The sequence below is a fragment of the Paenibacillus sp. EB106-05-06-XG162 genome (assembly GCF_058791655.1).
Genome location: NZ_JBYTDT010000005.1, coordinates 266074 through 281661, shown reverse-complemented (window position 1 = coordinate 281661; position 15588 = coordinate 266074). Strand labels below are relative to the sequence as shown.

Genomic DNA, 15588 nt, shown 5'->3' with positions numbered 1-15588 from the left:
GAAGAGGTTTGCTTTTGCCGTTATTGGGAAAAATAGATGAATGTTTGATGCAAAAGAGCGATCAATTGGAGGCGTATGAAATTGAAAAAAACATCTTGGGCATGGCTTGCAGGCGGCATAATTCTTGCATTAACAGGCTGTGATGCACAGCAATCCGCTATGCACGTATCTGCAGCCCATGAACCCTCAGCCAATGTACAACCGATAACATCCGATATTATCAATGGCAAAGGCAAAAAAATCGGAACAGCGACATTCACGCAACTCGCAAAAGGTGTCCAAATTGATGTATCCGCATCTGGACTTAAAAAAGGATTGCATGGTATCCATATCCATGAGATGGGCAAATGTGAAGCGCCAGACTTCAAGTCGGCTGGCGGACATTTCAACCCAACCAGCAAAGAGCATGGATTTAACAATCCGAATGGGGAGCATGCAGGAGATCTTGCGAACCTCGTCGTCGGCTCAAACGGCAAAGGTGAAGTGCAATTCGTCAATACTGCAGTGACGATGAGGAAGGGCGAACCGAACTCCCTATTCAAGGAAGGCGGGACTTCACTCGTCATTCACGCAGATCCGGATGATATGCACACGAATCCTGCTGGCAACTCCGGGGATCGAATCGGCTGCGCCGTTATTCGCTAACAACAACTAACCATTCAAGCATAGCCCCCTCAGGCACCTAACCATGGTGCTTAAGGGGGCTATTGTTCGGTATACGCTTCTCACCAAGCAAGATAAACGTCATCAATGCCAGTGATGTCATTACCAGAGCTGCTGGTATCACGAAAATGGTCGGTTGGTAACCCGGCACAAGGAATGGCAGCACATAGCCGACCAAGGAAGCGGTCTGCGATAAGAAGACATACAGACTTGATCCAAAACCGACTCGCGTATGGAACATCCTCTGTACGTATCCCATGGCTACGCCATACAAAACAGACACGAAGAAGGAATACAATGGTTGAACCATAAAGAAAATAATGAGCGACGGTGACAGAGTATACGTTATGTAGACGACGAGCGCACATAAACTGGCGATGAATATCACCTTTTTACTGCCATACTTTGCAGCCCAATAGCCCGCTAAAGTCATAAATAACAGTTCGAACACTGCTTGAGCACTCCACAAATAAGACATCAACTGCGGCTCCTTGAATTTCTGTACAACAACAAGCGGCAAATAAAGCCCGCGCAGCGCATCACCGCAGGAGAGCAATAGGAGCGCAATCAGCATGACGATCGAGAGCGGCTCCCCCATACTCTTCTGGGATAGCGAACCGACTTCTTCTTCTCGGAAAATGAGCAGCAAAGCTAATAACATAACATAACCGAGTAGATTTCCCCACAAAATCCCTTTGAAATCAGCGAACAAATAGACATTCGCGCCGACCAGCAGCCCCGTGAAAAACCCTACACTATACGTGGTACGAAGCCAAATTTGAGCCATTTCAAAAAACGCAGACGCATGCCGCATGAAGTGATTGCGAGCCATAGCGAACAGCTGCCCCATGATGAGCCCTGAAGGTGCAACGATGAAGATCATGCCAATCAAAGCTATGCCGTATGTAGAGGCCTGCATATAGATCGTAAGACCGATGATACATAACATACTCGCAATAACAGGGAGCGTCTTCTTACTCTTCATTCGATCACTGATCAATCCAACCGCAATCGTCGTGATCATATTCAACAAAAGCGCAATCGAGAAAATTGAGGTAATCTCCCATTTGCTAAGTCCAATACCATCCCTCATATACACCGCATTCATCGGTGCGAGAATGCCCATACCAATACCATAGGCGAACATCCCGATAATTAACGGTTTCGCACCACGAATGCGAAAGAATGCCTTCATATCGGCCAACCACTTCATCTTACAGCCACGCTCCTTCTACTTATCGACTTCTACTTAAGGGCTGATTAGTCGAAAATCGATATTCATAGGCGGTGGGAAGCTCGCCATCGCTTCTTCCAGAATCTGCGGTGTGACTTCCGTGTGTCTTGCATTCGCAAGCTGCTTCGCATGATATTGATACCATAGGTCTACGATCCGAACTTCCCCTTCGCGAATGACAGCAAATTCCGTGTTGAATAGCTTCTCGATGAAATCATGCTTATCCAGTTCCAGTGCTGCCGCGCCCATGATGATCTGAATACGATCGCTTGCAGCGAAACCCGCAGGCAGCGCTTCATAGACATCCCAGGCTTGCTGATAGGCTTGACTTGAAATGAATAAATTTAAATATTCTTCTACAAATGATCGATCCGGGAATCCATTCGCTAACGCATAAGCTTGTTCGTAGAAGTCGAGCGCTGCAGCTGCATCGTCTTGCTGCGTCTTAACAACGGCTAAATTAAGATAGGCCCAAGCGGATGGTGCAATGCGCAACGACTTCTCCCATGCCTCAACCGCTTCTTTCTCGAGCCCATACTCGTATAACATCACACCGTAATGCAGGAGTGAAACCCATGACGGTTGGGCCGTTCGAGCAATGCTTTCCTGCAACAGCTTGAACCAGTCCTCTTGAATCATCCATGAAGATGGAATGCTGTGAACATCCTGATCAGGCAGCTGTCCATCTTTTAGTAGTGCAAGCCACGGATACTGAGGCTCATCGAGTGTGATATCTTCGAAATGGAATCCAAACGGAATACCACGTTCGCCCAGCTCCTCACGACGAACCCGTTCCAGAGCGCCCCAGCCAGATCCTTTGGACAGAAGTCGATCCGGATGCTTCTCGGTCAATGCTTGCAGCTTCAGATGCATATGGTTCACTTCATCTTCACTTAAGACGGAATCCACATGAGCTTGGATGTACTGGTTCGCTTCCACCCAAGGCGTCTCTAAGGATTGAGCTGCATCGACATGTGTAACCCCGAACATTTGCGTAAAATCCCATACTGTATTGGCGGGCATATCGATGCCATGACGCTGTGTTGGTGCAAGCCCACCCTGCACTTCGATGTAATTGCCTTCGCCAGGCTTCGCAAGGAAGTCGCACCAGCGTCTTCCCCCTTGATGATTCCCCCAACAGAACATTTTACGATAGCGAAGCATTGGGGTAGAGCGTTCATAGAATAAACGGCCATCTTCATACGCAACCGCCTCCCACGGTGATGGATGAGCTGCATCGGTCTGGAAGAAGTATTCATTCGAGAAGGGAATTTGCATCGGATACGAGGCGTCAACCTGTGGTGCGGATGGCAAATGAGGCAGATCAGCCAGCCCGAAGCCTTTGACCTCCATATCCATATAGATGACCTTGCTCGTCGACGAGAATACGCGCGCATCATGCGTCTCTTCCACGGCAATGTTGGTCCACCAATACATTGGAACCGGCTGGTCACGATCATTCACCATCCGCACATACACAGCGAGCTGTTCTGCGCCTGGCGGAAGATGACAATCGATATGCCAGAAAATATTTTTACAACGTTCATATTCATAGAGTCGCAGAAATTCGTGGCCGTCCTCATCCTTAACCGCTGCAGCATGAAGGGGGGAGCATGTCGTAAATGTATGGCCTATCTGCCCGATATTCCATTCAATCCCACCTGAGAACCACGCATTGAGAATCGATAGATTGGCAGGCTGAAGGACTAGATTTCGATACAAAATTTCGCGATTTGTTCGCTTATCCTTCAGCGAATAGAGTCGTCCACCGTATTCTGGCAAGAACGTCGCCTTCAGGATATCATTTTCGAGAATAATCGCCTTAAGCCCGATATTCTTGCGGTCCCGTGTATAGCGATCCTGCATCCGATAGGGCAAATAACGCTCCCCCGTCTCGTATCCCAAATATTCACGTTGTTCTGCTGTGAACGTTCCGTTCTCCGCCACGTCACTATGATGATTACGGCTCCTGAACATCGGAAGCGGATTCTCACCTTCTACAGGCGTCCCTTCTAAATACAATGTTGACAAAGTGACTTTCATCGCACTCACCTCACCCATTGATTATTTGCAACTTCATTCCTGTTCCGCCCATGTCAGTTGAACAGCAATACCAGCCTTACAAACGAATTCTTTCACTTTTCCTTGATAACGAACCTTGCATGTGCCGTCTCGATCGGCAACAATAACCGCCTGTGTCAGTTGCCCGGTAGACCATTCCATGCTTACTGTATAACCTCCTCTTGCGCGAAGCCCATGGATATGACCCTGTTCCCACGTGGTAGGAAGGGCTGGAAGGAGATGAATATCCAGCAGGTGACTCTGCAGGAGCATCTCGGATATTCCCGCAGCTGCGCCAAAGTTCCCATCGATCTGGAACGGTGGATGTGCACAGAACAAGTTCGTATAAATGCCGCCTTTTCGATAGTTGAATGCTTGGTCCGTACCGACCTGCATGAAGTTATCTAATAGTCGCAGGGCTCGATCGCCATCGAGAAGCCTCGCCCATACCGCAACCTTCCAGCCCATGCTCCAGCCCGTACCTTCATCTCCCCGCCGCGCCATCGTATTCCGCATCGCTTCACAATAAACAGGATCATGCTCTATTGTGAATTGTCTTCCAGGGAAGATCCCGAACAAATGTGAGAAGTGGCGATGCTGCGGATCGACTTCTTCGTAGTCCTCATCCCATTCCATCAAATACCCTTTGCTGCTGATTTGAAGCGGCTTTAGCCGTGCTAATGCATCTTGACATCGGTTCGTAAACGCTTCATCGACACCCAGCAGTCGACTTGCCTGATCTGCAATTGATAACATTTCCCATGCAATCGATAAATCCATCCCCGATGCTTGGGTCACCGATCGCGGCTGTCTAGTCACTGGATCATAGAAGTGATTCTCGGGTGAAGTCGAAGGGCTCGTTACCAGCTGCCCCTCCTCGTTCTCTATCAGCCAACCTAGCATGAATTCCGCCGCACCTTGAATCAATGGCCACGCCCGATCTTTCAGGAAGCATAAATCCTGACCGAACAAATAATGCTCCCATAAATGCTGGCAGAGCCATGCGCCGCCCATTGGCCAGTAGGCCCAGGTCGCCTCCCCGGTCGGTCCAACATTGTTCGTCCGCCAAATATCAGACATCGTATGCGCGGTCCATCCGTCACAGCCATATTGAATCCGTGCGGTTTTCGCTCCCGTCACGGCTTGTTCTTCAATCAGTTGGAAGAGCGGTTCATGGCATTCTGCCAAATGACAGCTCTCCGCTAACCAATAATTCATCTGTAAATTGATGTTCAGGTGAAAATCTGCATTCCATGGCGGCTGCACCATATCATTCCATATGCCTTGCAGATTAGCAGGCTGCGTCCCAGGCCGAGAGCTCGATATTAAGAGATATCGTCCATATTGGAAGAGAAGGCACGACATATCCAAATCTTTCATGCCTTGCGCCATTCGCTGCAGTCGTTCGTCCGTTGGCAATTGCACTGCATCGCCATTTTCCGCATCGTACAATTCAAAGTCGACCCGATGAAATAACGATTGGTAATCGGCAATATGAGCAGCCTCTAACTCTAGATAGCTCTTCCCCCGTGCCTTCTGCAGCGTATCTCGACATGACGCCACGGGATCAATGGACGTCAGACCGGGGATCTCATCAAAGCGCGAGTAGCTTGTTGCACTCGTATATAACAATGTGGCATAGGTCGCTCCCGTAAGACGAACTCGGTCTGGTTCAATCCGTACCTGTCCATCTGTCTCTGCCACAGTGATCATCGCTGCGAACCGTGTGGATAGACCCTCATCATCATACACAACGGCAGGTTCAATCCCGTTATTATGGTTCTGAACCTTCGTCGGTGCGATTCCCGTCAGCAACAAGCCCTGACCATCGGATGACACCTGATAACGAAGCAAAGAATCCATCGACACCGCTACATCAAATGAGTTTTCTGGTGAACGCTCAAGGTGTATGACCATCACTTGATCGACGGCTGAAATGAACATTCGGCGCGTGTGCTGCCGATCGCCAGAGCCCACCATTGTTGTCGCGATCGCGGTATTCAAATCCAGTTCCCTCGTATACACTTCTTCATCCGATAATCCTTGGAAGTCGAGATAGACATTACCTAGCGGCTGATAAGGCTGCACCCCATGCCCGTCCGTTCCAAGCATATGCTGCTCAACAAGCGATTGTGCTTCTGCAAACTGTTTGGCCGCAATATATTCTCTTGCTGCCGATAAATAGTGCAAGGCATCTGGATTATGCTCCTCCCGAGGATATCCAGCCCATAGCGTATCTTCATTCATTTGCAGCCGATCACGGTCCTGCCCCCCAAAGACCATGGCGCCAATCCTACCATTCCCCAATGGGAGCGCTTCCGTCCACTGCAATGCCGGTTGTCTGTACCACAATTTCGCAGCTTTTTGCATGACCTTACTCACCTCATTTTATGGTTGTAATGTACGATCAGAATCGAAAATATGAACTAAAAATTACAACAATATTCATGAATTCATTGAAATTATATATCACTAAGCATAGGAAATAAATAACAATTCATAACGTCAATCGAGAAACCGGAGTGAAAGATTACAGTCTCCCCGTCGTGATGCATGGCAAAGGGGGGATTGAGCTCGATGATGCTACTACACTTCAGAGGATGATCGCTGGGAAATCTACTGGATCCAATTTTAGGCAGGGGTCCGAGCTCTACGAACTAAGCATGCCAGATGCGAGGCATAGGCATCGGTTCTTTCCCGAGCTCCGCCCATATGTATTTCAGAAGCAGTTCTGATTTTAAAGACTGGTACGCAGGATCATCCCACAAATTGTAGCGTTCTTGCGGGTCCTGTTCGAGATCAAAGATCTCACCATAAGTCTGATTGTAATAGACGGTTATCTTGTAACGCTCATCAACGTAAGTCTTCTGATGAATCGTTGTCGTCTCATGATGGAATTCACAGACCGCATGATCTCTCACGCACACATTGGACCCACGCCAGACCTCACTTTGATCTACCCCCGTCATGATCGGCGGGATATCGATACCACAGAAGCTGAGGAATGTCGGCGCCAAATCTACGAGCGATTGGATCGCAGAAGACTGAACTCCGCTTGGCACATGATCTGGATAGCGCACAATGAACGGCAGCTTAATCAAATCTTCATAATGGAATCCGCCTTTGTGCTGGAGCCCATGCTGCCCAAAGAAATGCCCATGATCGGTCGTGAACACGACGATTGTATTCTCTGTGAGATCGAGCTCATCCAGCTTATCCAGAATACGTCCAATATATTTGTCCATCAGACTGATCATCCCGTAATAGGTTGCAACGATCTGCTTCCGCTCAGTTTCAGGCGTCAAATGCGAATGATAACCATGAATCCCGTTGCCTGTCTCTCGCAAGTGACTAAAATCCGGCCGTTCCTCCTGCGTCTTCGCAAAATGCGGCGGATTCCGATCATGCTCCCCTGGCGATATACTCGGAATCGTTAGCATATCGGGATCATACATCGCATCCCATGGGGCAGGTACGAGATAATCAGGATGTGGATCGAAGAAGCTGGACCACAAGAAGAAAGGCTTATCTTCCGCCTTCGATTGCTCGAGCACCGCATTCGTTCGCTCCGCAATCCACGTATTATAATGAAATCCCTCTGGAATCGGCCACGTGTGCTTAATTACACGATCCATCGTACCCGTAGGCGCCACGAAGTAATCTCGCCAGTTCGTACAACCTTTCTCCTCCAGCCATAAAGCATAATGCTGTCCCACATGCGCTTCATTCGTATGATTCCGAGCCAATTCCACATGATCGAATCCATAGAAAGGCCCCTTATACGAACGCCAGAATTCCATGTCCTGCAATATCGGATAAGCTTCGAGCGAGGGATATTCCTCCGTACCTTGAAGTGGCTGAAAGTGAGCTTTCCCGATCAACGCCGTCGTATAGCCTGCGGCGCTGAAGTCTTCCCCAACCGTATGGCGGTCCTCGAGCAGCATCGTTCCTAACGTCCATGCGCCATGTTGACTCGGATACATCCCTGTAATTATTGAAGCGCGTGTCGGCGTACATGTCGGATTCGGACAATAAGCGCGTGTGAAGGTCGTCCCTTCCCGTACCAGTCGGTCCAGATTCGGCGTATAAATCTCACGGTTAAATGCTCCGATCGTATCCCAGTGCTGCTGATCGCTCGTTATCAACAAAATGTTCGGTCTGCTCACACAACCCTCTCCTTAAGCATCATATTCTTCATGATTACTTAGAAGATTATCTTGTCTCAGCTCATTTGAAAATGACATAATGTATTTAGCAAAATGTTAGGTTGGAGGTGGCTCATGAAAGAACATGCCGTCGAATTCTCGGATCTCTGGCACCACATGCCCTCCAAGGTTGAACGTACCGGAGGCTTCTGGCTTGTCCGCGCGGGTCGCAATCTCGCCAAACCCAATTATCATGTAGGTCCAAAGCAAATTGATTGTTATGGATTGCATTTCATTGTCAGCGGAGACCTCCAGCTTGTTCATGAGGATGAAGTGATTCAATTGCAAGCAGGCGACCTGTTCTGTCTATTCCCTCACATGACCTATGAATATCGAATCGCCTCGCGTGAAGAGCTAAGGATGGTCTGGCTCACATTGGAAGGTCCGCAAATGCGTGAACTGATGCGAGCCATAGGGCTTTCCGTTCATCATCCTTACCGTACTTCGGTTGTTGATGAAGCGGTGATACACTTACTGCAGGAGGTGGAGCAGATCATCTGGGATGAGGAGCCAAAATGGCGACGACATCTCCCCCTCCTCGCTGCACTGCTTCGTCTGTTCGAACAGTTAGAGATTCATGCAGAAGAGCACGATACAATCAAAGAACCACCCAACGTGGATTGGATTCATGAGGTGCATCAATTCCTTCAACTTCATTATGCGGAACCATTGCGAATTGAAGCGATTGCGCACCTCTTTGGCTTTCATCGTTCTTATTTCACACAGCAATTTACGCAAAAGACAGGGCAATCTCCTCAGCAATATTTGCAGCAGCTTCGGCTGGAGCGCGCGAAAGAACTTTTATGCAGCTCCAGCTTACCGATTGGCGAAATCGCATTATCCGTCGGATATCCTGACCTGTATATGTTCTCCCGCGCTTTTAAGCTCCAAGTTGGGAGTTCTCCATCTGCTTATCGCGATGGGACCTGCTAAGTCCGTGTTATGCGGCAAAGAGAAGAGCCCTGGGTTTCCCCGAGGGCTCTAAGCTGTTGCTGATTTAGCTTACCGTCGCATCCAACAGAATCGCATTGATCCCATTCAAGAAAGCAATAGCACTTGCCTTAATGATGTCCGTATCCATCGCACGTCCCGTATAGACCTTATCTTGATAGACTATCCGAATATTGACCCGTCCGACTGCATCTTTGCCGCGAGAAAGACTGTTAATCTTATAATCCTTCAACTCCACATCGAGTCCGACCAACGTCCGAATGACACTATACAACGCATCTATAGGTCCATCTCCTACACTGCTATCGGTTAGGATTTCATCCCCTTTTCGCAATCTAACCGTTGCCGTCGGATGCAGCTCGTTGCTTACCACTTGGAACGATTCCAGTTCATAGAGCTGATGCTCGCCTTGTGCTAGTGTCCGGTGATTCGTCACCAGGTAGAAGACATCATGGTCATAGACTTCTTTTTTCGCATCCGCAAGGGTTAGGAATTTGTTGAACAACTGCTCGAAGTCCGCAGTATCGCTTGTATCGAAGCCCATCTTCTCGACGGCGTTCTTAAACGCATGACGTCCAGAGCGAGCAGTCAAGATCAATTCCATACTCTCGGCTCCTACTTCCTCCGGTGTCATGATCTCATAGACCTGCTTATCTTTAAGCAATCCATCTTGATGAATGCCTGAAGAGTGCGCAAATGCATTTTCGCCCGTGATTGCCTTGTTCACTTGGACATCCAGACCTGTCAAATGACTGACCAAGCGAGACGTTCGTACAAGCTCCTTCGTATTGATGTTCGTCGTGCAGCCATAGAAATTCTCTCTGACTTTTAACCCCATAATGACCTCTTCAAGCGAAGCATTCCCCGCACGTTCACCAAGGCCGTTAATCGTACACTCGATTTTCTGCGCTCCGTTCTTAATCGCACTCAGCGTGTTCGCTGTTGCCATGCCTAGATCATTATGACAATGAACACTTAGAATGACATCGGGATTTAAGTTCTTCAGCCGATCATTGATACGGTAAATCAAATGACCGAATTCCTCTGGAACCGCGTAACCTACCGTATCCGGTACGTTAATCATCGTCGCTCCAGCCTTCACCACAGCCTCAATCGTTCCCCACAAATATTCGAAATCCGATCTTGAAGCATCTTCCGTAGAATATTGTACATTCGGCAACAGTGTCTTCGCGTACTTCACCGCATCAACACCCATTTGCAACACCGCGTCCTTCGAACGGTTGAATTTCTTCTCCACGTGAATGTTCGACGTACCCAGTACGATATGAATCAACGGATTTTGTGCAAGTTTAATGCTCTCATAGACCGCATCAATATCGCCTTTCACGGCACGTGCCAGCGCTGTAATCGAGACCGTATCCCCTACACTGCGGGCAATTTCTTGCACCGCTTGGAAATCTCCAAGGGAAGAGGCAGGAAATCCTGCTTCGATAATATCGACTTGAAGACGTTTTAACTGTTGAGCAATCTCTATTTTTTGATGTAAATTCAATTTCGCGCCTGGAACCTGTTCTCCATCTCGTAGTGTCGTATCGAACACGATAATATTGCGACTCATTTGAATTCCTCCTCTAATTTTCGTACGTTAACCATGTCATGGATGTTCTATATGCGTTAGGTTTGTTGGTTAAACCCGGAATTTAACCAACAAAATTGCCCCACAAAGTGGGGACTTGGCTTCGAAGCCGATTCAGGTACTTTGCGGGGAGCCCCGAAAAACAAAAAACCCCGTCTCTATGTATAGAGACGAGGTTGAACTCGCGGTACCACTCTAATTCATTTCTACTTCAGAAATGATCTCCTTCGATGGCCATCACCATCTATCCTTGTAACGGTGGAATTCCGGCTTACCCTACATCATTCAGGCAGCTGTTCATAGACGAGTTCGAAATGAACGACATTACCGCTTCGCACCTACCAGCGGCTCTCTGAAAAGTCAATACACTTCTACTATTTCTAATCGGTACATTTAAGATTCATTCAATTATTTGTTATTATATGGATCGCCAATTGATTTGTCAACCGTCTTTTTGACATCTAGTCTAACACACATACACCTGCTTGTACTTGACGGCTAATGATGCTATCCCAATTGATAGGCGCAATTTGGCTCATTGTGACATAACCTATTCCATCGGGCTTATGCCTACTACATTCGCGAAGGGCAGGGAACACATTGGCAGTCTCTTATATGGACTTCACGTCTCCAACCGCTCAGTTTACTTACGATCTGAAGAATAACCCCTTTTACAAAAAGGATGCAAACAACTACATTCTCGCATTATCCGTCAATCAACTTAATACGTTGGGGAATGCCTCACTGCTCGACATCTTCCTTAGCAAAGATAATATTGTGGAGCCTCATTACCATCAGAATGCGACGGAATTGGTATATGTTATCTCAGGCTCTGCTGTCGTCTCGATCCTCAATCCGTTCACCAAAGAATTGCTCAATTATCCGATTCAATCTGGCCAAGTGGCCAATGTCCCGCAAGGATGGTGGCACTACGAGGTCGCGACATCAGATAATACACATCTGCTCGCAATCTTCGACGCCCCAGTCCCCGAATTCATTGCAGGTTCGGATATTCTCCGATTGACGCCAGCACAAATATGGGCGGACACGTATTGTCTGGACGAAGCCAAAGTGAAAGAAACGTTCGCACCAATTACGAAGACAGTCGTCATCGGACCACCAAGTGATTGTAAAACAACGTCAACAACGCAGACGCAAGCAGCCAACATCGTCAACCAGCCTGCGAGTTCCAACACGCCACCTCCAACAAGGCAGCGGCAAGTTATCGGTAACGGGCTTAATTTCCAATAAGACAGGACCCACTTCAATTGCTTATTCAATAGTAGTGAAAGACACCAGGGGAATCATCCACTGGTGTTTTTTGTATATATTCGCTAATCACCCATTGACTTCCATTCTTCATTGTATTACTGTATTAATTAATTAACACAGTGGTAGTCATTGCCGGCTTGGAGGCGATCATGGAGTTCAATAAAATCGAACCCATTTATGCACAAATCATTCAAGACATCAGGCTCAAATTGTTCAACGGAACGTATACCCTTGGTCAAGAAATTCCCTCACGCCGCGAGCTAGCCAAGACGCTGGGTGTCAATCCCAATACAATCCAGAGAGCGTACAAAGAAATGGAAGATATGAACCTCATCGTAACGCATCGCGGTCAAGGGAGCTTCATTACGAGTGATGCTGCTGTACTCGCTGCCATCCGAGAAGAAGCATTATACGAGGCCATACACCAGAGCATGGAGCTGCTGCGATCTTTCGGGAAACCCGATTCAGAGATTCTTACGCTCATTCAATCCTATCTTGAGAGGGGAACATCCTCGTGATCCAAGTATCTAACGCATTCAAGCGATTTGGTAACAAATTAGCGTTAAATGATGTATCGATCACCGTCGAAGAAGGTCAAATCATCGGGCTGCTCGGGACGAATGGCGCAGGAAAATCAACCTTACTCAAAGCGATGGCGGGCTTGCTGAAGCTTGATCAAGGCTCTATCACCTTCGATGGTGCCTCGCCAAGCATTGCTACGCGAGCCTCGACAGCATATTTGCCGGATATGGATATCTTGTATCCATGGATGACATTGTCCGACGCCATGAAATACATGCGGGATTTCTACTGGGATTGGGATCCAGAAAAGACGCATCGATTATTAGATTACTTCGAGTTAACCGCTTCTTCCCCTATCCGACAGGCTTCCAAAGGCACGCGCGCTAAGATGAAATTATTACTCACTCTAAGCAGGCAAGCGAGGTACATCCTGATGGATGAACCCTTCTCTGGCATAGACCCCTTCGCTAGACAGCAAATTGCACAAGCGATCATCGATGATTTCATCGAGGAAGGACAGACCATTCTTATTACTACCCAAGAAATAACGGAAACAGAGCATTTGCTTGATGAAATTCTATTCCTTTATGAAGGGCGATTGCTGCTCACGGGCCAGGTCGAGAATCTCAAACAAACGCGTAATCAATCACTACTCGATATCTTGAAGGAGGTTTATGACGGTGCACGCCTTTAAAAGACTGCTGTTAACCGAAATTCGCAATCGGAGAAATGTGTTATGGATTCTGCTATGCGCCCACATCCTCCTGAATATCGCGATCATCTTCCTTACAGCGCATACAAGTTCAGATCAGCTTTCGTATTTGATGTCGCTGAATATCGCACTACTATGCGCCATGCTGATCCTTCCTTTTTTACGCTCCTTCTCCACTTGGCGGGATGAATGGAAGCAGCATTCCATTTACCAACTATTTGTTTTACCCGTTCCTCGCTCCTATCTGCTTCTAACGAAATCCTTCGTTATTCTTCTTGAAGCCTGCATGATCTTCACTATCACAGCGATTTCACTATGGATTCAATACAAGGTTAGCCATGGACTACTATTCCGCGCGGAACCCTTAATCACAATCGATGGTCCCAAACTATTGTTCATCGTTAGCATCGTACTCAGTGCCATTTCTATCGTCCTGCTGTGTGCCATGAGCCTATTCATTGGTCAATGGGTCGGCAAGCTCCCACTCCTCCTCACCTTCATCAGCTTTGTCGCTGGATTACTCTTATGGTTCATGGTATTCTCGTTATTCCCTTATTTCTTCACAGTACTCGTGCTAACGATCGGATTAGGCTGGTTCAGCCATTTTTTACTGGAGAAGAAGGTGTACGCCGAATGAGAAAACCTTCCTTTATCAGAGAATTTCTTAGCCATGCAGGACAAGTGGGAAGCATCATCCCGAGTTCACCGTTCCTAACCCGCAAAATGCTGCCGAAAACGATTCCTTGGCATAAGATGCGGCAAATCGCAGAGCTCGGTCCCGGTACCGGTGTATTTACGCAATCGATTCAGCAGAAGATGCCTGCGCATAGTCAACTCTATTTGTTCGAAGCCAACGCTAACTTTCGCGAAATGTTGGCGCGGCGCTTTCCATCCTGTTATCTGCTGGGCGATGCGCTGCAGTTAGGAGAGGTGGTGAGTGCATCGGGGCGGCCCTTTGATCTCATCGTCTCGGGACTCCCCTTCGCGAATTTCACCGAGACAATAAGAAATCAAATATTTGACGCGATTCATGAATCATTGACACCTAATGGAATCTTTGTCGCCTTCCAATATACCCTACTCCTTAGGCCACAATTCCAGACCCATTTCTCGATGATTGACATTGGGTATACCTGGATGAATGTGCCCCCCGCATGGGTTTTCAAATGCAAAAAGAGATGCGTATGATCGCACCTCTTTTACTTGTATCTTCGCTTGTCGATAGCTTCTCCAGATGCGCTGCGCCGACAACCACTGATATTACCCTTCCGCCACATCCGCCCGTAATTCTCCCGCGACCTCCATCATCTTGGGAATTACGGCTTCATTGGTGCCCGATACGTATAAATCCCCTTGATAATACCGGAATGGGATCATGATATCGTTATAACTCCACATGAAAAAATCTCCCTCAATGGACATGCTGCCGGTAGCGTTTGTTACTGTAAAAACAGATGTATACGAAAAATCAGGTTTGGATGCAAAATACGCTTGGCACTCTTCCAAAGAAATGGTTGGTGCTGTATTGTCATTTTCCTGAAATTCTCTAGTAATGCGATAGCGTTGACTCATTAAAATGCCTCCATGATCATTCATTTTGCTCTCTTGCAACTGATGGTTGAGAAATCTTAACATCCTCATGGAAAATTGTAAAGCTGGACATGTTACATCACCATCAGTTCAATCGATGCACCATCTCATTGGCTGTGCATCTCCTCTTCATTGTCCCCATGAATCAGCGAGCTTGTTCGAACTGCAATCGTCGCTAGTACTTGTTCCCAGTGCAGCTTCATTTGCTCACGTGTATCTGCATCTGCTAGATTCTCTTGATGAAAACTGATCGTTATTCTGTCCGGTTTATCGGATAACAGTCGAATTTGAAGTGTAGACGGGCGCTCCCATACCCTCGTGCTCCATGCCATGCGAAGCTGGTGAAGCGGCTTCAATACCCGCAATTGTCCAGAGATGCCATTCCGGGATTCGAAGAATTCCCCGACTTGCAATTGTTGAAGTGTGTTCTCGTCTCCAATCCATAGCGACTTCCCTTCCGATGAGACGAGATACGCCCACGCCTGTTCTCTCGTGATAGGCAATGTTCGCCTTACACCAACCTGGAAACCGACGCTCGCCGTCTGTCCGACGATTTTACCTGAATTCGAACTTAAAGAAACTTTATGGTCCACCATCACACCTCATCCTTCAATGGATTATTAGCACGAACATAAATGTTCATCAAATAACGAACGTTTGTTTGTATCATAATAAATCTCAAGGAAATTATCAATTATATCCATAGGATTCACTTCATTTCGATCATTGATTATCTTCTATGCGGATTGTGAATAGAAAACGGCAAGCCGCCTCCATGAAG

The 15588-nt window shown here is 47.5% G+C and carries 14 protein-coding genes and 1 other annotated feature; of the genes, 7 read left to right on the top strand and 7 right to left on the bottom strand.

Annotation, left to right across the window (positions count from 1 at the left end):
• Positions 1-75: 75 nt before the first annotated feature.
• Positions 76-645: a superoxide dismutase family protein gene (locus tag AC3WU2_RS14270; protein WP_492455143.1), complete on the top strand. Its 570-nt coding sequence runs from the start codon at positions 76-78 to the stop codon at positions 643-645.
• 37 nt (positions 646-682) lie between these two features.
• On the opposite strand, the gene AC3WU2_RS14265 is transcribed toward AC3WU2_RS14270, so the two are convergent.
• From AC3WU2_RS14265 to AC3WU2_RS14250, 4 genes are all read right to left on the bottom strand, one after another.
• Positions 683-1876, bottom strand: coding sequence for an MFS transporter (locus AC3WU2_RS14265; protein ID WP_492455141.1), 1194 nt, complete (start codon positions 1874-1876; stop codon positions 683-685).
• A gap of 36 nt (positions 1877-1912) precedes the next feature.
• A complete protein-coding gene (locus AC3WU2_RS14260) occupies positions 1913-3940 on the bottom strand; it encodes a DUF5107 domain-containing protein (protein WP_492455139.1) in 2028 nt (675 codons plus the stop codon).
• 33 nt (positions 3941-3973) lie between these two features.
• A complete protein-coding gene (locus tag AC3WU2_RS14255) occupies positions 3974-6328 on the bottom strand; it encodes a glycoside hydrolase family 95 protein (RefSeq protein WP_492455137.1) in 2355 nt (784 codons plus the stop codon).
• 287 nt (positions 6329-6615) lie between these two features.
• Entirely contained in the window at positions 6616-8124 is a 1509-nt protein-coding gene (locus tag AC3WU2_RS14250) for a sulfatase family protein (RefSeq protein WP_492455135.1), read from the bottom strand.
• 114 nt (positions 8125-8238) lie between these two features.
• Here AC3WU2_RS14250 and AC3WU2_RS14245 point away from each other — a divergent pair, with 114 nt between their 5' ends.
• A complete protein-coding gene (locus AC3WU2_RS14245) occupies positions 8239-9096 on the top strand; it encodes a helix-turn-helix domain-containing protein (RefSeq protein WP_492455133.1) in 858 nt (285 codons plus the stop codon).
• Positions 9097-9160: 64 nt separating this feature from the next.
• Here AC3WU2_RS14245 and AC3WU2_RS14240 read toward each other — a convergent pair whose 3' ends face one another.
• The gene (locus AC3WU2_RS14240; RefSeq protein ID WP_492455131.1) at positions 9161-10693 is read right to left on the bottom strand and encodes a 2-isopropylmalate synthase; all 1533 of its coding nucleotides are present in this window, start codon (positions 10691-10693) and stop codon (positions 9161-9163) included.
• 181 nt (positions 10694-10874) lie between these two features.
• Positions 10875-11108 (bottom strand) — a binding site (T-box leader).
• 203 nt (positions 11109-11311) lie between these two features.
• On the opposite strand from AC3WU2_RS14240, the gene AC3WU2_RS14235 reads away from it, so the two are divergent.
• From AC3WU2_RS14235 to AC3WU2_RS14215, 5 genes are all read left to right on the top strand, one after another.
• The gene (locus tag AC3WU2_RS14235; RefSeq protein WP_492455129.1) at positions 11312-11962 is read left to right on the top strand and encodes a cupin domain-containing protein; all 651 of its coding nucleotides are present in this window, start codon (positions 11312-11314) and stop codon (positions 11960-11962) included.
• Between the two features lie 170 nt (positions 11963-12132).
• Positions 12133-12501 carry a GntR family transcriptional regulator gene (locus AC3WU2_RS14230; RefSeq protein WP_492455127.1) on the top strand — a complete coding sequence of 123 codons (369 nt, stop codon included), beginning with the start codon at positions 12133-12135 and terminating at the stop codon, positions 12499-12501.
• The gene (locus tag AC3WU2_RS14225) at positions 12498-13199 is read left to right on the top strand and encodes an ABC transporter ATP-binding protein (RefSeq protein WP_492455125.1); all 702 of its coding nucleotides are present in this window, start codon (positions 12498-12500) and stop codon (positions 13197-13199) included. Before AC3WU2_RS14230 ends, AC3WU2_RS14225 begins: the two co-directional genes overlap by 4 nt.
• Positions 13186-13854, top strand: coding sequence for a hypothetical protein (locus AC3WU2_RS14220; protein WP_492455123.1), 669 nt, complete (start codon positions 13186-13188; stop codon positions 13852-13854). The genes AC3WU2_RS14225 and AC3WU2_RS14220 overlap by 14 nt, the downstream gene beginning before the upstream one ends.
• Positions 13851-14405 carry a class I SAM-dependent methyltransferase gene (locus AC3WU2_RS14215; RefSeq protein ID WP_492455121.1) on the top strand — a complete coding sequence of 185 codons (555 nt, stop codon included), beginning with the start codon at positions 13851-13853 and terminating at the stop codon, positions 14403-14405. The genes AC3WU2_RS14220 and AC3WU2_RS14215 overlap by 4 nt, the downstream gene beginning before the upstream one ends.
• Positions 14406-14477: 72 nt before the next feature.
• Here the strand turns inward: AC3WU2_RS14215 and AC3WU2_RS14210 are convergent, their stop codons facing one another.
• Positions 14478-14789, bottom strand: a complete 312-nt coding sequence (locus tag AC3WU2_RS14210) for a hypothetical protein (RefSeq protein WP_492455119.1) — start codon at positions 14787-14789, stop codon at positions 14478-14480.
• Positions 14790-14914: 125 nt separating this feature from the next.
• Positions 14915-15403 (bottom strand): SRPBCC domain-containing protein, encoded by a 489-nt coding sequence (locus AC3WU2_RS14205; RefSeq protein WP_492455117.1) that lies wholly within the window; start codon positions 15401-15403, stop codon positions 14915-14917.
• Positions 15404-15588 lie beyond the last annotated feature (185 nt).